At 69.6% G+C, this 17205-nt stretch carries 17 protein-coding genes; 4 read left to right on the forward strand and 13 right to left on the reverse strand.

Annotated elements, in window-relative coordinates:
- Positions 1-131 precede the first annotated feature (131 nt).
- Positions 132-302 carry a hypothetical protein gene (locus H7I57_RS30225; protein ID WP_264028224.1) on the forward strand — a complete coding sequence of 57 codons (171 nt, stop codon included), beginning with the start codon at positions 132-134 and terminating at the stop codon, positions 300-302.
- A 4-nt stretch (positions 303-306) separates the two neighbouring features.
- Here the strand turns inward: H7I57_RS30225 and whiA are convergent, their stop codons facing one another.
- Genes whiA through uvrC form a run of 4 tightly spaced genes read right to left on the reverse strand, consistent with a single transcriptional unit; the run spans position 307 to position 5426 of the window.
- Positions 307-1284 carry a DNA-binding protein WhiA gene (gene whiA, locus H7I57_RS30230; protein WP_264028332.1) on the reverse strand — a complete coding sequence of 326 codons (978 nt, stop codon included), beginning with the start codon at positions 1282-1284 and terminating at the stop codon, positions 307-309.
- Positions 1281-2315 carry a gluconeogenesis factor YvcK family protein gene (locus H7I57_RS30235; protein WP_264028225.1) on the reverse strand — a complete coding sequence of 345 codons (1035 nt, stop codon included), beginning with the start codon at positions 2313-2315 and terminating at the stop codon, positions 1281-1283. The genes whiA and H7I57_RS30235 overlap by 4 nt, the downstream gene beginning before the upstream one ends.
- A 25-nt stretch (positions 2316-2340) precedes the next feature.
- Positions 2341-3261 carry an RNase adapter RapZ gene (gene rapZ, locus H7I57_RS30240; RefSeq protein ID WP_264028333.1) on the reverse strand — a complete coding sequence of 307 codons (921 nt, stop codon included), beginning with the start codon at positions 3259-3261 and terminating at the stop codon, positions 2341-2343.
- Between the two features lie 11 nt (positions 3262-3272).
- Entirely contained in the window at positions 3273-5426 is a 2154-nt protein-coding gene (gene uvrC, locus H7I57_RS30245) for an excinuclease ABC subunit UvrC (protein ID WP_264028226.1), read from the reverse strand.
- A 52-nt stretch (positions 5427-5478) separates the two neighbouring features.
- Here uvrC and H7I57_RS30250 point away from each other — a divergent pair, with 52 nt between their 5' ends.
- Positions 5479-7416: a gamma-glutamyltransferase family protein gene (locus H7I57_RS30250; RefSeq protein WP_264028227.1), complete on the forward strand. Its 1938-nt coding sequence runs from the start codon at positions 5479-5481 to the stop codon at positions 7414-7416.
- Here H7I57_RS30250 and H7I57_RS30255 read toward each other — a convergent pair.
- From H7I57_RS30255 to H7I57_RS30270, 4 genes are all read right to left on the reverse strand, one after another.
- Positions 7397-7870, reverse strand: a complete 474-nt coding sequence (locus tag H7I57_RS30255; protein ID WP_264028229.1) for a PH domain-containing protein — start codon at positions 7868-7870, stop codon at positions 7397-7399. The two genes, H7I57_RS30250 and H7I57_RS30255, sit on opposite strands and share 20 nt — an antisense overlap.
- Entirely contained in the window at positions 7867-8343 is a 477-nt protein-coding gene (gene ribH, locus H7I57_RS30260) for a 6,7-dimethyl-8-ribityllumazine synthase (protein ID WP_264028230.1), read from the reverse strand. Before ribH ends, H7I57_RS30255 begins: the two co-directional genes overlap by 4 nt.
- Positions 8340-9611, reverse strand: a complete 1272-nt coding sequence (locus H7I57_RS30265) for a bifunctional 3,4-dihydroxy-2-butanone-4-phosphate synthase/GTP cyclohydrolase II (RefSeq protein ID WP_264028231.1) — start codon at positions 9609-9611, stop codon at positions 8340-8342. The genes ribH and H7I57_RS30265 overlap by 4 nt, the downstream gene beginning before the upstream one ends.
- Positions 9612-9769: 158 nt before the next feature.
- Positions 9770-10381: a riboflavin synthase gene (locus H7I57_RS30270; protein WP_264028232.1), complete on the reverse strand. Its 612-nt coding sequence runs from the start codon at positions 10379-10381 to the stop codon at positions 9770-9772.
- Positions 10382-10534: 153 nt separating this feature from the next.
- Between H7I57_RS30270 and H7I57_RS30275 the strand changes: the two genes are divergently transcribed.
- Both H7I57_RS30275 and H7I57_RS30280 read left to right on the forward strand, forming a co-directional pair.
- A complete protein-coding gene (locus H7I57_RS30275) occupies positions 10535-11239 on the forward strand; it encodes an LppX_LprAFG lipoprotein (RefSeq protein WP_264028234.1) in 705 nt (234 codons plus the stop codon).
- Positions 11239-12819: an MFS transporter gene (locus tag H7I57_RS30280; protein WP_264028235.1), complete on the forward strand. Its 1581-nt coding sequence runs from the start codon at positions 11239-11241 to the stop codon at positions 12817-12819. Before H7I57_RS30275 ends, H7I57_RS30280 begins: the two co-directional genes overlap by 1 nt.
- On the opposite strand, the gene H7I57_RS30285 is transcribed toward H7I57_RS30280, so the two are convergent.
- The 5 genes from H7I57_RS30285 to fmt form a co-directional block, all read right to left on the reverse strand.
- Entirely contained in the window at positions 12786-12938 is a 153-nt protein-coding gene (locus H7I57_RS30285) for a hypothetical protein (protein ID WP_264028236.1), read from the reverse strand. The genes H7I57_RS30280 and H7I57_RS30285 overlap by 34 nt on opposite strands.
- Before the next feature lie 235 nt (positions 12939-13173).
- On the reverse strand, positions 13174-14175 hold the full coding sequence (ribD, locus tag H7I57_RS30290; protein ID WP_264028237.1) for a bifunctional diaminohydroxyphosphoribosylaminopyrimidine deaminase/5-amino-6-(5-phosphoribosylamino)uracil reductase RibD: 1002 nt from the start codon (positions 14173-14175) through the stop codon (positions 13174-13176).
- A complete protein-coding gene (gene rpe, locus H7I57_RS30295) occupies positions 14172-14870 on the reverse strand; it encodes a ribulose-phosphate 3-epimerase (RefSeq protein ID WP_264028238.1) in 699 nt (232 codons plus the stop codon). The genes ribD and rpe overlap by 4 nt, the downstream gene beginning before the upstream one ends.
- Before the next feature lie 5 nt (positions 14871-14875).
- Positions 14876-16261, reverse strand: a complete 1386-nt coding sequence (locus tag H7I57_RS30300; protein ID WP_264028239.1) for an RsmB/NOP family class I SAM-dependent RNA methyltransferase — start codon at positions 16259-16261, stop codon at positions 14876-14878.
- On the reverse strand, positions 16258-17190 hold the full coding sequence (fmt, locus tag H7I57_RS30305) for a methionyl-tRNA formyltransferase (protein ID WP_264028240.1): 933 nt from the start codon (positions 17188-17190) through the stop codon (positions 16258-16260). Before fmt ends, H7I57_RS30300 begins: the two co-directional genes overlap by 4 nt.
- Positions 17191-17205 lie beyond the last annotated feature (15 nt).

The following is a 17205-nucleotide window of genomic DNA, read 5'->3' on the forward strand; positions in this document are numbered from 1 at the left end:
TGGCTGAATGTGATCCTAGAGAAATCTCATTCTTTCACCACGACAGGGCATTTCGCTGTTACAACCCGCCTCCCATCCCTACCTCATCGGTGAATCCAGGCTAAGGCCTCCTCCCGTACACGCGGCATTTCATGCAGGGCCCGAACGTCACGACCATCGTCCTGCAGGCCCGCTACCCCAGACTGCTCGTGGGCCACCTCAACATCGTCACGAGCCCACACACCTGGACCACCGTGCTCGACGCGCAGGCGGGCAACCCCGCCGCGAATCCGGCCCGGATCCTGACCGGTGCCGCCGCCTGAGGACCTAGGCGTCTTCGAGCAGGTCCGGCGTGACAGCCGACTCGGTGTCGGGGATGCCGTCCTGCTTGGCCTTGCGGTCGGCCATCGACAGCAGTCGTCGAATCCGTCCTGCCACAGCATCTTTGGTCATCGGCGGTTCGGCAAGCCGACCGAGCTCCTCCAGCGAGGCCTGCCGGTGGGCCACCCGCAGGCTGCCCGCCGCCGCGAGATGGTCCGGCACCGTGTCGCCGAGGATCTCCAGCGCCCGTTCCACCCGCGCGGCTGCGGCCACGGCCGCGCGCGCCGACCTCCGCAGATTGGCGTCGTCGAAGTTGGCGAGCCGGTTCGCCGTGGCGCGGACCTCGCGACGCATGCGCCGCTCCTCCCACGTCAGCCGGGTGTCCTGCGCACCCATCCGGGTGAGCAGCGCCCCGATCGCCTCGCCGTCTCGAACCACGACCCGGTCGCTGCCGCGCACCTCGCGGGCCTTCGCACCGACTCCCAACCGCCGGGCGGCACCCACGAGCGCCAGCGCGGCCTCGGGACCGGGGCAGCTGACCTCCAGCGCCGACGACCGTCCCGGCTCGGTGAGCGACCCGTGCGCCAGAAACGCTCCGCGCCATGCGGCTTCGGCGTCGGCGACACTGCCACCGACGACCTGCGCCGGCAGGCCGCGCACCGGCCGGCCCCGAAGGTCGAGCAGGCCTGTCTGGCGCGCCAGCGCCTCACCGTCCTTGGCCACCCGGACCACGTACCGCGTGCTCTTGCGGATGCCACTGGCCGACAGCACGTGCACGACCGCGTTGTAGCCGTACAGGTCATAGATGTCCTTGCGCAGCCGGCGCGCGATGATGCCCAGATCGACCTCGGCCTCGACGACCACCCGCCCGGCCACGATGTGCAGCCCGCCGGCGAAACGCAGCAACGACGCCACCTCGGCACGGCGTGCGCTCACCGAGTTGACCGTCAACCGGCTGAGCTCATCCTTGACCTCGGCTGTCATCGCCACGGGTCGTCACCTCTCGGTCCGTTCACTGTCGGTGTGGGCACAGTCGGCTCCTGAATCGCCTGGGCTGTGCCGGTTGACGCCATGCCGCGCTTGCAAACCCCCTCCAGCGCCGCGGCCAATCTCGCCGGGTCATGTAAAGGTGTACCAGGTCTGGAAACGTCGGCAAACTCAACGTGGGCGTCGAGGATTCGGGCGGTGCGGCGCAGCTGGTCCCGCTCCCGGTCGCTCGGCACCCTGCTCGAATCGACGATGATGTCGTGCACCGTGAAGTCCGGCGCATGCTGGGCCAGCACGTGGATGTGACGCTCCACGGAGAAGCCCGCCGTCTCCCCCGGCTCGGCCACCAGGTTGAGCACCAGCGCGCGGCGGGCGGTGGTCGCCTGCAGCGCCACCGCCAGCTGCGGGACCAGGACGTGCGGGATCACGCTGGTGAACCAGGAGCCCGGCCCGAGCACGACGAGGTCGGCGTTCATGATCGCGTCAACCGCCTGGTGGGTCGCCGGCGGGTCGCCGGGCAGCAGTCGCACCCGGCGGACCTTGCCGACGGTGGTGGCGATCGCGACCTGGCCGCGGATCGCGCGGCTGACCCGTGGGTCGGACTCCAGGCCGACGACGTCGGCCTCGATCCCGAGACCGACCGGACACATCGGCAGCACCCGGCCCTTGACGCCGAGGACGCGACCCAGCTCGTCGAGCGCGGCCACCGGGTCGGCGAGCACCTCGTTCAACCCGGCGAGGATGAGGTTGCCGATCGGATGACCCGCCAGGGCTCCGCTGCCGCCGAACCGGTGCTGGATGATCGTCGCCCACAATCGCCCTTGCGGGCTGTCGGAAGCCAACGCCGCCAACGCCATTCGGAGGTCACCGGGGGGCACCACATCCAGCTCGCTGCGCAGCCGGCCCGACGACCCGCCGTCGTCGGCGACGGTGACCACGGCGGTGACGTGCGGGGTGAGGCGGCGCGCCGCCGACAGCGTCGCGTACAGCCCGTGACCTCCGCCGAGCGCGACGATGCGAGGACTCATCTGTCCTCCTCGCGTGCGGGGAAACTCATTCGCGACCCAGATCCCGGTGCAGCACCCGCACCGTCAACGTGGAACCGTCCTGCAGCCGAGCCGCCAGCGCCTCGGCCATCGCCACGCTGCGGTGTTTGCCGCCGGTACAGCCGATGGCAACGGTCATGTAGCGCTTCCCCTCCCGCCGGTATCCGTCGATCACGACGTCCAACAGCTGATGGTAGGAGTCGAGGAACTCGGTGGCGCCCGGTTGGCCGAGGACGTAATCCCGGACCCCGGGGTGCTGGCCGCTGTGGGGGCGCAGATCGTCGACCCAGTGGGGATTGGGCAGGAACCGGACATCCATCACCGTGTCGGCGTCCATCGGCAGCCCGTACTTGTACCCGAAGGACTCGACGGTGACGCTGGTATCCGCGATCGCCTCGCCACCGAAGGCGCGTTCGATGCTCTCCCGCAGCGCGGGCACCGACAGGGCCGAGGTGTCGATCACCAGGTCGGCATTGGCGCGGACCGGCGCCAGGATCGCGCGTTCGGCGGCGATGCCTTCGGCGAGAGTCTGGTTGCCCTGCAACGGATGACTGCGGCGGTTCTGCTCGTAGCGGCGCACCAGGATGTCGTCGGACGCCTCCAGGAAGAGCACCTGCGGCGCGATGCCCCTGGTCGCCAGATCGGTGCGCACCCACTCCAGGTCACCGGTGAAGCCCCGGGACCGCACGTCCATCACCACCGCGAGCTGGGTGATCCGTGAACCCGCGGCAAGTCCCAGTTCGACCATCCGGGCGATCAGTTCAGGCGGCAGGTTGTCGGCGACGTACCAGCCGAGATCCTCGAGCACCTTGGCCGCGGTGCCCCTACCTGCGCCGGACAGCCCCGTGACGAGCACGACGTCGATGCCGGATTCGAGGTGTCCCTCATCGCCGGCGCCGCCGGCACCCCCACCAAGTTCCTCGCGCATTCCCTGCTCTGTCATCCCGTTTCTCTGCTCTGATCATTGCCGATAACCGGGGCGGGCGCTTCCGAATCGACTTCGGAGTCGCCGACCACTGCGCCCAGGGCCTCCAGGACGGCGCGTGCGGTCGCGGTCCCGATGCCGGGCACCGCGGTGATCTCCTCGACGCTGGCCTGTTTCAGCCTGGCCACCGACCCGAAGTGGGTGACCAGGGCCTTGCGGCGATGCTCACCCAGTCCCCGCACCGAATCCAGCGCGGAGGCGGTCATCCGCTTGGACCGCTTGCTGCGGTGGTAGGTGATCGCGAACCGGTGGGCTTCGTCACGGACCCGCTGCAGCAGGTAGAGCCCGTCGCTGTTGCGCGCCATGATCACGGGATCCGGGTCGGACGGCACCCACACCTCCTCGAGCCTCTTGGCCAGCCCGATCACCGCGACATCGGAGATACCCAACTCGTCGAGGACCGCGGCCGCGGCGTTGACCTGGGGAGCGCCGCCGTCGACGACGAAGAGGTTGGGCGGGTACGCGAACCTGGCCGGACGAGCGCTTGCGCGAGGACCATGTTCCGGACGAGCGCTTGCGCGAGGACCATGTTCCGGACGAGCGCTTGTGCGAGGACCATGTTCCGGACGAGCGCTTGCGCGAGGACCATGTTCGGGCCGCCCCGCATCCGATTGATCGGCCGCGTCCGGTTCGGGCGCATCGACGGGGGGCTCGGTGTCGCGCAGGTGGCGGTGGAACCTCCTGCGGGTCACCTCCGCGATCGAGGCGACGTCGTCGGACCGGCCCTCTCCTGCGGCGTCCCTGATCGCGTAATGCCGATAGTCGGACTTTCGGGGCAGCCCGTCCTCGAACACCACAAGCGACGCCACCACGTCGGTGCCCTGCACGTGGCTGATGTCCACACACTCGATGCGCAGCGGCGCGTTCCCGAGGCCCAACGCATCCTGAATACTCTGCAGCGCAGCGCTTCTCGCGGTGAAGTCGCCGGCTCGTTTCAGCTTGTGCTGAGCCAGGGCATCCTGGGCGTTGCGCCTGACCGTCTCAGCGAGCGCGCGCTTGTCCCCGCGCTGCGGCACCCGCAGCGCCACCCGCGAGCCCCGCAGCCCGCACAGCCAGGTCTCGAGTTGGTCGGCGTTGTCGGGAAGCACCGGGACCAGCACCTGGCGCGGCACCGGATTGGTCGCCTCATCTATTCCGGCGGCGCCCGCACCGCTCAGCTCGGCCTGATCCCCGTAGAACTGCGTCACGAACTGCTCGACCAGGTATTCCTGTGTGGATTCGCCTGGCTCGCCGGACTTTTCGATGACCCACCCCCGCTGACCGCGAACGCGCCCGCCTCGGACGTGGAACACCTGCACGGCGGCTTCCAGGTCGTCGTCGGCGAAGGCGACGACGTCGGCGTCGGTTCCGTCACCGAACACCACGGTCTGCTTCTCCAGGGCACGCTTGAGTGCACCGATGTCGTCGCGGAGCCTCGCGGCCCGCTCGAAGTCCAGGTCGGCGGCCGCTGCGTTCATCTGGCGTTCCATGTCGCGGACCAGTCGATCAGTCTTGCCCGCGAGGAAATCACAGAAGTCGAGCACGATGCGCCGGTGCTCCTCGGCACTGACCCGACCGATACACGGCGCCGCACACTTGTCGATGTAGCCGAGCAGGCACGGGCGATCGATCTGCTTGTGCCGCTTGAACACTCCGCCCGAGCAGGTGCGTGCCGGGAACACCCGGGTCAACAGATCCAGGGTTTCGCGGATCGCCCAGGCGTGCGAGTACGGCCCGAAGTAACGGACCCCTTTGCGGCGCGGGCCGCGGTAGACCATCAGCCGCGGGTACTCCTCGTTGAGCGTGACGGCCAAAACCGGATAGGACTTGTCGTCCCGGTAGCGGATGTTGAACCGCGGATCGAACTCCTTGATCCAGTTGTACTCGAGCTGGAGCGCCTCGACTTCGGTGTTGACGACCGTCCACTCGACTCCGGCGGCCGTCCGCACCATCTGCCGTGTCCGTGGCGCCAGGCCGGCGAGGTCGGCGAAGTAGGAGTTGAGCCTGCTGCGCAGGCTCTTGGCCTTGCCGACGTAGATGACCCTGCCGTGGGGATCCCGAAACCGGTACACACCAGGTTCGACGGGAATCGACCCCGGAGCGGGTCGGTACGTCGCTGGATCGGGCACGGACCCAGGTTACTGCGGTGTCCTGACGGGCCGGATCGACTACCGTCGGGTGATGCGGTTCCTGTCTCGGCGATGGGTGCTGTCCCCGCTGATGGGGATGGTTCTGGTGCTCGCCGGTTGCGGTGGCGACCAGAATGGCGCGCCCGCCGCGGCAGGCCCGTGCGAGATCGTCACCAACGGAACGCCCGCACCCGAGCCGGGGATGACGTCGGAGTCCAGAGACATCTCGGCGGCGCCCGAGAGCGCAACCGGCTACCGCACCGACATGACGGCCGTGCGCACGACGCGGTTCGCGGTGGCCACCGCCAACCCGCTCGCGACCCAGGCCGCGTGCGAGGTGCTGCGTGACGGCGGGACGGCAGCGGACGCACTGGTCACCGCACAAGCGGTCCTCGGCCTGGTCGAGCCGCAATCCTCGGGACTCGGCGGTGGCGGGTTCCTGCTCTACCACGACGCCGCCTCCGGGTCGGTGCAGGCCTACGACGGCCGGGAGGTCGCCCCCGCTGCGGCGACCGAGAACTATCTGCGCTGGATTTCCGCGTCCGACAGGACCGCGCCGAAGCCCGACGCCCGCGCCTCGGGCCGCTCCATCGGGGTGCCCGGCATCGTGCGGATGCTCTCCGACGTCCACACCGAGCACGGCAAGGCGTCGTGGCGGGACCTGCTGGCCCCCGCCGTCGACCTCGCCGACGGCGGGTTCGACATCAGCCCGCGGCTTGCCGCGGCCATCGGCGATGCCGCACCGCAGCTGCGGCTCGACGAGAACGCCGCCGCGTACTTCCTGGAACCGGACGGCTCCCCGAAGACCGCGCGCACCGTGCTCACCAACCCGGCGTATGCGAAGACGTTGGGCGCCATCGCATCCGACCCCGATTCGTTCTACGAGGGCGACACGGCCCGCAACATCGTCGCCGCAGCGGCCGACCCCTCTGGCGGCCGCACCCCGAGCCTGATGACCGTGGAGGATCTGGCGAGCTACACGGTGTCGGCGCGCGATCCGCTGTGCACGGATTACCGCGGCAAGGAGATATGTGGCATGCCGCCGCCGTCGTCGGGCGGTCTCGCGGTGGCCGCCACGCTCGGCATGCTCGAGCACTTCCCGATGGACGAGCACAAGCCCGCCGACATCGACCTCAACGGCGGGCGCCCCTCGGTGATGGGTGTGCACCTCATCTCCGAAGCCGAGCGGCTCGCCTACGCCGACCGCGACCGCTACGTCGCTGACACCGACTTCGTGCCACTGCCCGGCGGCTCCCCCGACACGCTGCTGGGCAGCGACTACCTGGCGGGCCGCGCGGCGTTGATCTCACCGGACCGCACGATGGGCACCGCGAAACCGGGCGAGTTCGGGCCGCCCGCCGCGCCGGTGCCGCTACCGCCGGAGCACGGCACGAGCCACGTGAGCGTGGTCGACGAGCAGGGCAACGCGGCGTCGCTGACGACGACGATCGAGTCGGCGTTCGGTTCGTTCCACATGGTCGACGGCTTCCTGCTGAACAATCAGCTGACCGATTTCGCGGCCGACCCCGTCGGCCCGGACGGGGTGCCGGTCACCAACCGGGTGGCGCCCGGCAAGCGCCCGCGCAGCACGATGGCGCCGACGCTGATCTTCGACGTCGGCGCGCCCGGATCCCGCGGGCCGCTGTACGCCGTCACCGGCTCACCCGGCGGATCGACGATCATCCAGTTCGTCGTCAAAACCGTTGTGGGGATGCTCGACTGGGGACTGGATCCCCAGCAAGCGGTGTCCATGGTCGACTTCGGCGCTGCCAACTCCCCCAAGACGAACGTGGGCGGTGAACATCCGGTGATCGACAGCACCGACGACGGTGACCATGACCCGCTGGTGCAGGGGTTACGCCGCCTCGGGCACCAGGTCGACATCGCCGATCAGTCCAGTGGGCTGTCCGCCATCGTGCGGGCCGAACCCGGCTGGGTGGGTGGTGCCGATCCCCGCCGCGAAGGTGCGGTCACGGGTGACGTGAGTTGATGCCGGGCTGGTAGCGCTTCATCGCGGCACGCACCCGGTCCATCGACTCGACCGCACGGCCCTTGTCGACGGCCTGGATCGCCATCACCGGGACGTACTCGTCGTCGGGCAGATCGAGCCGCGCCCAGCGCGCACCCTGGTGAAACGACACACCCACGACGTCGGACCAGGGAAACAGTCGGTAGCCGAACAGGTTTCGCACCGCGACCCCAGACGGCCCGACCCGCAGCCGCGGCCGCGCGAACAGACACACGAACCCCGCGAAGACCGCTCCCAGCATCGCGATGGCCACCTGGTCGGCGGTGCGGAAGATCACGCCCGTCGAGGACACCTTGAGCAGCGCGCCCACCACGACGTGCGCAGCCAGGATCAGCGCCGCCGCGCCGTAGGCGAAGAACGGCGTCAGGAACGGCTTGACCTGAACGTCCCAGCTGTCCCGGTCATTTCCGCTCATGATCTCAGCTGACGCAGGGTGAGCGCGGTCGACAGCGCCGCAGCGGCCGCCTGAGCGCCCTTGTCCTCGGCCGACGTGGGCAGCCCGGCCCGGTCCAGGGCCTGATGTTCGGTGTTGGTGGTGAGCACGCCGTTCGCGACGGGTGTGGACGCGTCCAGCGACACCCGGGTCAACCCCTGGGTGACGGCCTCGCACACGTAGTCGAAATGCGGTGTCTCACCGCGAATCACCACCCCGAGCGCCACGACGGCGTCGTGGGTCGCCGCCAGCGCCTGCGCCACCACCGGGATCTCGATGGCGCCGAGTACCCGCACGACGGTGGGGTCCGCGACTCCTGCGTCTGCCGCAGTTTTTCTCGCACCTTCCAGCAGTGCATCACAGATCGTCTCGTGCCAGGTGCTGGCCACGATGCCCAGTCTGATGTCCGAGGCATCGATCGCGGGCAACTCGGGCACGCCCGCCGCGGGACTCATACCGCGCCGCCGAACTCGCCCGGGAGCGCCTCGTCGTAATCCTCGAGTCCGACGAGGTCGTGGCCCATGCGGTCGCGTTTGGTCATCAGGTACCGGATGTTCTCGGCGTTGGCGCGCACCGGCAGCGGTACGCGCTCGATGATGTGCAGGCCGTACCCGTCGAGGCCGACCCTCTTGGCCGGGTTGTTGGTCAGCAGCCGCATCGACCGCACGCCCAGATCGACGAGGATCTGCGCCCCGATGCCGTAGTCGCGGGCGTCGGCGGGCAGGCCCAGCTTGAGGTTGGCGTCGACGGTGTCGTCACCGGCGTCCTGGAGTTGATAGGCCTGCAGCTTGTGCATCAACCCGATACCCCGCCCCTCGTGGCCGCGCATGTAGAGCACCACGCCGCGGCCCTCCCTGGCCACCATCGCCAGCGCGGCGTCGAGTTGCGGGCCGCAGTCACACCGGCGGGAACCGAACACGTCGCCGGTCAGGCATTCGGAGTGGACCCGCACCAGTACGTCATGGCCGTCGCCGTGCGGGCCCGCGATGTCGCCGCGGACCAACGCGACATGCTCGACCTCGTCATAGATGCTGGTGTAGCCGACGGCCCGGAACTCGCCGTGACGGGTCGGGATGCGGGCCTCCGCGATGCGCTCGATGTGCTTTTCGTGCTTGCGCCGCCACTCGATCAGGTCGGCGATCGAGATCAGCGCCAGATTGTGATCGTCGGCGAACACCCGCAGCTCGTCGGTCTGCGCCATCGCGCCTTCGTCCTTCTGGCTGACGATCTCGCAGATCGTCCCCGCGGGCCGCAGCCCGGCCAGCCGGGCAAGGTCGACGGCAGCTTCGGTGTGCCCTGGACGACGCAGCACGCCACCGTCCTTGGCGCGCAGCGGCACCACGTGCCCCGGTTTGGTGAAATCGTTGACGGTGCTGGACGGATCGGCGAGCAACCGCATCGTGGTGGCGCGGTCGGACGCTGAAATACCGGTCCCCACACCGACTTTCGCATCGACGGTGACGGTGTAGGCGGTTCCGTGCTTGTCCTGGTTCACCGCGTACATCGGCAGCAGGCCCAGCCGGTCGCAGATGTCCCCGTCGAGTGGCACGCACAGGTAGCCCGACGTGTAGCGGACCATGAACGCGACCAGTTCGGGAGTGGCCTTCTCGGCGGCGAAGATCAGGTCACCTTCGTTCTCGCGATCCTCATCGTCGATGACGACGACGGCCTTGCCTGCGGCGATGTCAGCCACCGCGCGCTCGACCGAATCCAGCCTCGTCATCTTCACCACCCTTGCCGGTTCCGGCTCGCCGGAACCCAGGAACACCTACAGGCCGTCCCTGCTGGGACTGCCTCTCAGTATGAACCACGCAGGGACATGAGTTATTGCCCGCCGGTTCCGCGGGCACAACCATGAGGTGGTCGGGACCACGATGACCGCTACCCGCTGGTGGGACCGTCTTTCTGGGCCAGCAGCCGCTCAACATACTTGGCGATGACGTCGACCTCGAGGTTCACGTGGGCGCCGACCTCGGCGCGGCCCAGCGTGGTCAGGTCCAGGGTGGTCGGAATCAAGGACACCTCGAACCAGTCGTGTCCCAGGCCGGAGACGGTCAGCGACACCCCGTCGACGGTGATGGACCCCTTGTGCACGACGTATCGGGACAACGCCGCGGGGAGCGCGATGCGCACCACGGTCCAGTGTTCCGAGGGGGTCCGGGAGATGACGTGGCCGGTGCCGTCCACGTGGCCCTGGACGATGTGGCCGCCGAGACGGCTCTGCAGCGCCGCGGCGCGCTCCAGGTTCACCCAGGCTCCGACGTCGACACCCCGCAGGCTCGACCGGTTCAGTGTCTCGTCCATCACATCGGCGGAGAACGAGCCGTCGGCGAGGACGTCGACGACGGTCAGGCACACACCGTTGACCGCGATGGAGTCACCGTGTCCGGCGTCCGAGGTGACGATCGGCCCACGGATGAGCAGACGGGCGGCGTCGCCGAGGTCCTCCCTGCCGACGACTTCGCCCAGCTCTTCGACGATTCCGGTGAACACGCTGCCCAGCCTAGAGCGTCTGGTGCCCGAAGTTCGCGGCCGCGGGCAGCCCTGTTCGAGACGGACTGAAATCGCAGATCAGCAGCGATGTTGTCACTTCGGCGCAGGCACCGGGCAGCACGTCCACACCGCTGTACCCACTACGATGCAGGCATGCAGACCCGCCTTCTGGCGATCTTCGCCGCCCTTTTCGCCGTCATCGCCCTCGTTGCAGGGTGCTCCGGTTCGTCGTCCGAGGATTCCGCCAAGGAACTCCCCGACCCCGCCACCCTGTTGAAAGAGTCGAGCGGGACCACCAAGGCCCAGACCAGCGCGCACCTCAAGCTCTCGGTGCAGGGCCAGATCGCCGAACTGCCCGTCGAATCCCTCGAGGGTGAGCTGACCCAGACGCCCGCGGTCGCCGCCAAGGGCACCGCCGACATCGTCTTCCTCGGTCAGCGCCTCCAGGGTGTCGACTTCGTGGTCTCCGACGGAGACCTCTACGCCGCGATCACGGCGGGGGGCAGCCTGTCGAATTTCGGGCCCGCGTCCGACATCTACGACGTGGCGGCCATCCTGAACCCCGATGTCGGGCTCGCCAACGTGCTGGCCGACTTCTCCGACGCCAAGGCCGACGGCCGCGAGACCGTCGAGGGCGTGGACACCGTGCGGATCACGGGCAACGTCACCGCCGACGCCGTCAACAAGATCTCCCCGCAGATCGCGGCGACCGGACCGGTCCCCGGCACCGCCTGGATCGCCGAGGACGGCGACCACGAACTGATGCAGGCCCGGTTGGAGCCCAGCCCCGGTAACAGCGTGACGATGACGCTGTCGAATTGGGGCGAGCCGGTCAGCGTCGACAAACCAGCGGTGTGATGCACGGCTCACCCGTGGCCACCACCTCGACGTCTTCGTCGACGAACCGCCGCATCGCGATCAGCGCGGGCAGCCTCGCGGTGGTGCTCGGCGCGCTCGACACCTACGTCGTCGTCACGATCATGACCGACATCATGCGTGACGTCGGCATCGGCGTGAATCAGATCCAGCGGGTCACCCCGATCATCACCGGATATCTGCTGGGCTACATCGCGGCGATGCCGCTGTTGGGGCGGGCGTCGGACCGATTCGGCAGAAAGACGCTGATCCAGGTCAGCCTGGCCGGCTTCGCGCTCGGTTCGGTGATCACAGCGATGTCGACCGACCTCACCGTGCTGGTCATCGGCCGCGTCGTCCAGGGCACGGCCAGCGGGGCGCTGCTGCCGGTGACCCTGGCCCTGGCGGCCGACCTGTGGGCGGCGCGCAACCGCGCGGCGGTGCTCGGCGGTGTCGGTGCCGCTCAGGAACTCGGCAGCGTGCTCGGCCCGATCTACGGCATCGCGCTGGTGTGGCTGTTCGGCCACTGGCAGGCCGTGTTCTGGGTCAACGTGCCGCTGGCGGTGATCGCGATGGCGATGATCCACTTCAGCCTGCCCGGCCGGGAGAAGACCGATGATCCGCAGAAGGTCGACGTCGTCGGTGGCCTGCTGCTGGCCGTCGCCCTCGGCCTCGCCGTGATCGGGCTGTACAACCCGAAGCCCGACGGCAAGGAGGTGTTGCCCAGCTGGGGTGCGCCGGTGCTGATCGCCGCGGGCGTGGCGACCATCGCGTTCTTCGTCTGGGAGAAGTTCGCGCGCACCCGGCTGCTGGAGCCGGCGGGGGTGCACTTCAGGCCGTTCCTTGCCGCGTTGGGCGCGTCGTTGGCCGCAGGCGCGGCGCTGATGGTGACGCTGGTCAACGTGGAGCTGTTCGGGCAGGGCGTCCTCGGCCAGGACCAGAACGAGGCCGCTTTCCTGCTGTTGCGCTTCCTGGTGGCGCTGCCGGTCGGGGCCCTGCTCGGCGGGTGGCTGGCCACCCGGATCGGCGACCGGATCGTCGCGTTCGCCGGCCTGCTGATCGCCGCCGCGGGCTATCTGCTGATCTCGAAATGGCCCGTCGACCTCCTTGCGGCGCGCCACGACCTCGGCCTGTTCAGCCTGCCGACACTGGACACCGACCTGGCGATCGCGGGCCTCGGCCTCGGCCTGGTGATCGGTCCGCTGACCTCGGCGACGCTGCGGGTGGTGCCGGCCGCCCAGCACGGCATCGCGTCGGCGGCCGTCGTGGTGGCGCGGATGATCGGCATGCTCATCGGCATCGCGGCGCTCAGCGCCTGGGGCCTGTACCGGTTCAACCAGCACCTGGCCAGCCTGCCCGCCAACACGGGCGGAAACACGCTCGCCGAGCGATTGACGGCCGAAGCAGGGAGGGTCCGCGAAGCCTACGTCCTGCAGTACGGCGAGATCTTTTCGATCACCGCGATCGTGTGTGTCGTGGGCGCGGTGCTCGGCCTACTGATCAGTGCGCGCGACGAGCACGCCGAGGAACCCGACGCGGTCGGCGACCCTCAGCAGCGCTCGAGTCCGCGGCCCATCAGCTGAGGCTTGTCGACCGGTCCGGAATCGCTGGAGGTCAGTCCCCGCCAGGCGTCCCGGATGACGGCCTTGATGCTGCGCGGGTCGACCGGACTGATGCTGAGCCAGTCCTGCAGTGCAGTCATGCTCGTTGTCCTTTGTTCGTGCTCACCATGCGCAACTCGTCGGTGAAAGCGCGATATTCCCGCCGGAGTCAGAATCCGGCACTGCACCGAGTGTACCGAGAGGGGGGCCCGCGACCGCTCCTCCGCGCGCCGAACGCGACGTGTGAAGCCGGACACAGGGATCCGAGAGTGAACAGCACGGGCTCGATTGGGAAACGATTGGATAACAAGCGAAGAACGCTCGCGCCTCGGCGGGTCAGGCGGGCTTGAGGCTGAGCAGCACGTCCGGTCCGAGGGCGTCGGTTCCGTCGAAGCGCCATCGCTGGGCGTGCGCGATGCTCAGCACCCCCACGTCATCGACGGCGGTGATGGGCCCACCCAGCAGAATCGGCGCGACGTAGGCGAGGATCCGGTCGATCGCACCGGCACGAAGGAATGCGCCCGCCAGTGTCGGACCACCCTCCAGCAGGACGTCGGTGCGGTCCGACAACGCCTTGATGACCTCATGGGGATCACGGGTGCGGATCACCATGGTCCGCGAATCGTCGTTGAGAACTCGTGCGTCCGGTGAGATCTCGCGCTGACCTACGACCACCCGCAACGGCTGGTTCTCCGCGAGGCTGCCGTCGGGCAGGCGGGCGGTCAGCGCCGGGTCGTCGACGAAGATGGTGCCCGTGCCGACCACGATCGCGTCCGCCGCCGCACGTCGGCGATGCACGTCGGCACGGGCGGCCTCGCTCGTGATCCACTGGCTCGTTCCGTCCGCGGCTGCGCTGCGACCGTCGACGCTGGTGGCGAATTTCCAAGTCACGTGCGGTAATCCGGTCCGTTGCTTGTGCAGCCACTCGCGCAGCGGCCCGCTGCCGACAGCGTCGGCCAACACGCCGGCGGTAACATCGACGCCCGCCTCGGCCAGGCGCGTCGCGCCACCGGCCGCCGCCGGGTTGGGATCGGAAACGGCGTAGACGACCGAAGAAACCTGGGCTGCGACAAGCGCATCCACGCACGGCGGGGTGCGGCCGAAGTGGTTGCACGGTTCCAGTGTGACGACCGCGGTGCCGCCGACCGCCCGCCCGCCTGCCCGGCGCAGTGCCAGTACCTCGGCATGGGGACCGCCGGCCGGCGAGGTGGCGCCGACTCCGGCCACCTCCCCGTCTCGATCCAGGATGACCGCGCCCACAGGCGGATTCGGGTACGTTCGCCCCTTGACCCGGTCGGCCTGCTCGATGGCCGCCCGCATCGCGGCGTCGGGATTCATAGCGTCAGATGTTTGGAAGCGTCCGCGGCCCGCCGTCGCAGCGCCGCCACGGCCGCAGCGGGGTCCTCGGCGCTGTAGACGGCCGAACCGGCAACGAAGCAGTCGACGCCCGCCACGGCCGCCTGTTCGATCGTGTCGTCGTTGATGCCGCCGTCGATCTCGACGACGATCGTCAGCTCACCCGAATCGACGAGGCGGCGCAGGGTTCCGACCTTCGGCAGCACCTCCGGGATGAACTTCTGACCGCCGAAACCCGGTTCCACGGACATGATCAACACGGTGTCGAAGTCCCGCAGGATCTCCAGATAGGGCTCCACCGGCGTACCCGGCTTGATCGCCAGGCCCGCCTTGGCTCCGGCGGCGCGGATGTCGCGGGCCACCTCCACGGGACGGTCCGTGGCCTCCGCGTGGAACGTCACGTTGTAGGCGCCCGCCTCCGCGTACGGCGGTGCCCAACGCTCCGGAGCGTCGATCATCAGATGACAGTCCATCGGAATGTCGGTGACCTTCAGCAGCGCTTCCACGACCGGAAGACCCATCGTCAGGTTGGGCACGAAATGGTTGTCCATGACGTCGACGTGCAACCAGTCGGCGCCGCGTACCGCTTCGGCCTCGTCACCCAGCCGGGCGAAATCCGCGGCCAGAATCGACGGGGCTATCAGCGGGGTCGGACCATGTCCCGGCGCGTCACGCATGGGCGTCAGCCTACTTGCAGAGCCGCCGCGAACATCGCGTCGGTGCCGTGCCGGTGCGGCCACAGCTGGACGTAGGGCCCCGGACCGAGCCCTTCGGCCGGGGCGAACAGCGGCCGGGCGTCGAGAGCCTCCACCGGGTGCCTGCGCAGGGCGTCGGCAACCACCCCGACCGTCTCCACCAGGTGGGGCGAGCACGTCGCGTACAACACCACACCCCCGGGCCTGGTGAGCCGGATCGCGGATGCCAGCAGCTCGCGCTGCAGCTTCGCCAGCTGTGGCACGTCACCGGGCTGGCGGCGCCACCGCGCCTCCGGGCGACGGCGCAGGGCGCCGAGGCCCGTGCACGGTGCGTCGACGAGCACCCGGTCGAAGCCCGGCTCCAGCCCCGACTCACGGCCGTCGACGCGCACCACCTCGACCGGGAGACCCCTGGTGTTCTCCTCGACGAGATCGGCTCGCCGGGGCGCGGGCTCCACCGCGGTGACGGTGAGACCGTCGACGCCGGCGGCCTGGCCGATCGCGGCCAGCAGCGCGGTCTTACCCCCGGGTCCCGCGCACAGATCCAGCCATCGTCCACCGTCGTCCCCGCGCAGCGGCGCCAGCGTCACCGCCCGCGCCACGAGCTGGCTGCCCTCGTCCTGCACCAGCGCCACGCCGTCGCGCACCGATGCGAGCAATCCGGGATCGCCGCCGGCCAGATACACCGCGTACGGCGACAACCTGCCCACCGTGCCGTGCACCTGCTCGGCCAGCTCAGCGGCGGACAATGCGGTCGGCCTGGCGGCGAGGTGGACATCGGGACGGGCATCGTCGCTGGCCAGCAGCGCGGACAGCTCCCCCGCATCCGCCCCGAGCGCGTCCGCGAAGGCCTGCGCGATCCATCGCGGATGCGCGTGCACGAACGCCTGATGCCCGACCGGGTCGGTCGACGCGGGCGGGGCGAGTTCCTCGAGCCAGTCCGCTTCGTCGCGGCCGGCGATCTTGCGGAGCACACCGTTGACGAAACCGGCTCGTGCAGTGTCGAATTCGAGGCCGGCCTGCTCCACCGTCGTCGAAACCGCCGCGTGCTGGCCCACCCGGGTACGCAGCAGCTGGTAGGTGCCGAGCCGGAGTAGATCCAGCAACACCGGGTCGATCTTGTCGATGGTACGGCCCGCGGCATCGGCGATGACGGCGTCGAGCAGCCCCCGCGTGCGGCAGGTGCCGTAGGTCAGCTCCGTCGCGAAAGCCGCGTCGCGGCCGTGGATCCCGCGCTCGCGCAGGATCGCCGGCAGCGCCAGGTTGGCGTACGCGTCACGCTCGGAGACCGCCCGCAGGACGTCGAACGCCGCCCGCCGGGCGGGGTCGAGTTCCTTGCGTCTGGGTGGACGTCGTTTGCCGGGCCGGGTCATCGCGCGAGGTCGCTCTCGGCCAGCCGAGCGCCACGCGCCCAGTCGGCGGCCACCATCGGTTTCTTGCCCGGCGGCTGGATCCGGTCGAGCAGCACCGGATGTGATCCGGTGCCCACGCGGACACCGTCGCGGGTGATACGGATCTCACCCGGCTCCAGGGCTTCCGGCGACTCGGCATCGACGGTGACCGGGCCGAGTTTGCACCGCAGATCGCCGATGACCGTCCACGCCCCCGGCGCAGGAGTGACGGCGCGGATCCGTCGCTCGACCACATGCGCGGGCAGATCCCACCGGATCCTGGCCTCGTCGACGGTGATCTTCGGCGCGACGGTGACGCCGTCGGCCGGTTGCGGCACCGCGGTCAGGATGCCGTCGGCGATGCCGTCGAGAGTCGATTCCAGCAGTGCCGCACCCGACACCGAGAGCCGCCCCAGCAGGTCACCCGCGGTGTCGGCCGGGCGGATCGTCTCGGTGACCACCCCGTACACCGGTCCCGAATCCAGGCTGCGTTCGATCAGAAACGTCGTCGCGCCGGTCACCGAATCGCCCGCCGCGATGGCCGCCTGCACCGGAGCCGCGCCCCGCCACGCCGGCAGCAGGGAGAAGTGCAGGTTCACCCAGCCGTGGGCGGGCACCGCGAGCAACCCGTCCCCCAGCAGCGCCCCGTACGCGACGACCGCGCAGCAGTCCGGCGCCAACTCCGCCAACTCGGCGACGAACTCGGCGGAGTTCGGGCGGGAGGGTCGCAGCACCGGTACGCCGTTGTCCAGCGCGAGCTGTGCCACCGGTGACGGTGCGGGACGCCCGCGGCGACCCGCGGCGGCGTCCGGCCGGGTGAGCACCGCGATCACCTCGTGCCTGCTCGAGTCGAGGAGCCGACGCAACGACGGCAGTGCCGGCTCGGGGGTGCCGGCGAAGACAATGCGCACCGAGCCAGTGTAGGG

The organism is Mycolicibacterium pyrenivorans (genome assembly GCF_025821625.1).
Lineage (GTDB): Bacteria > Actinomycetota > Actinomycetes > Mycobacteriales > Mycobacteriaceae > Mycobacterium > Mycobacterium pyrenivorans.

What these genes read in the sequence shown, in the direction of transcription:
- H7I57_RS30225 (WP_264028224.1), top strand. Translation starts at nt 132, where the DNA reads ATGCAGGGCCCGAACGTCACGACCATCGTCCTGCAGGCCCGCTACCCC.
- whiA (WP_264028332.1), bottom strand. Translation starts at nt 1,284, where the DNA reads ATGACAGCCGAGGTCAAGGATGAGCTCAGCCGGTTGACGGTCAACTCG.
- H7I57_RS30235 (WP_264028225.1), bottom strand. Translation starts at nt 2,315, where the DNA reads ATGAGTCCTCGCATCGTCGCGCTCGGCGGAGGTCACGGGCTGTACGCG.
- rapZ (WP_264028333.1), bottom strand. Translation starts at nt 3,261, where the DNA reads ATGCGCGAGGAACTTGGTGGGGGTGCCGGCGGCGCCGGCGATGAGGGA.
- H7I57_RS30250 (WP_264028227.1), top strand. Translation starts at nt 5,479, where the DNA reads ATGCGGTTCCTGTCTCGGCGATGGGTGCTGTCCCCGCTGATGGGGATG.
- H7I57_RS30255 (WP_264028229.1), bottom strand. Translation starts at nt 7,870, where the DNA reads ATGAGCGGAAATGACCGGGACAGCTGGGACGTTCAGGTCAAGCCGTTC.
- ribH (WP_264028230.1), bottom strand. Translation starts at nt 8,343, where the DNA reads ATGAGTCCCGCGGCGGGCGTGCCCGAGTTGCCCGCGATCGATGCCTCG.
- H7I57_RS30265 (WP_264028231.1), bottom strand. Translation starts at nt 9,611, where the DNA reads ATGACGAGGCTGGATTCGGTCGAGCGCGCGGTGGCTGACATCGCCGCA.
- H7I57_RS30275 (WP_264028234.1), top strand. Translation starts at nt 10,535, where the DNA reads ATGCAGACCCGCCTTCTGGCGATCTTCGCCGCCCTTTTCGCCGTCATC.
- H7I57_RS30280 (WP_264028235.1), top strand. Translation starts at nt 11,239, where the DNA reads ATGCACGGCTCACCCGTGGCCACCACCTCGACGTCTTCGTCGACGAAC.
- H7I57_RS30285 (WP_264028236.1), bottom strand. Translation starts at nt 12,938, where the DNA reads ATGACTGCACTGCAGGACTGGCTCAGCATCAGTCCGGTCGACCCGCGC.
- ribD (WP_264028237.1), bottom strand. Translation starts at nt 14,175, where the DNA reads ATGAATCCCGACGCCGCGATGCGGGCGGCCATCGAGCAGGCCGACCGG.
- rpe (WP_264028238.1), bottom strand. Translation starts at nt 14,870, where the DNA reads ATGCGTGACGCGCCGGGACATGGTCCGACCCCGCTGATAGCCCCGTCG.
- H7I57_RS30300 (WP_264028239.1), bottom strand. Translation starts at nt 16,261, where the DNA reads ATGACCCGGCCCGGCAAACGACGTCCACCCAGACGCAAGGAACTCGAC.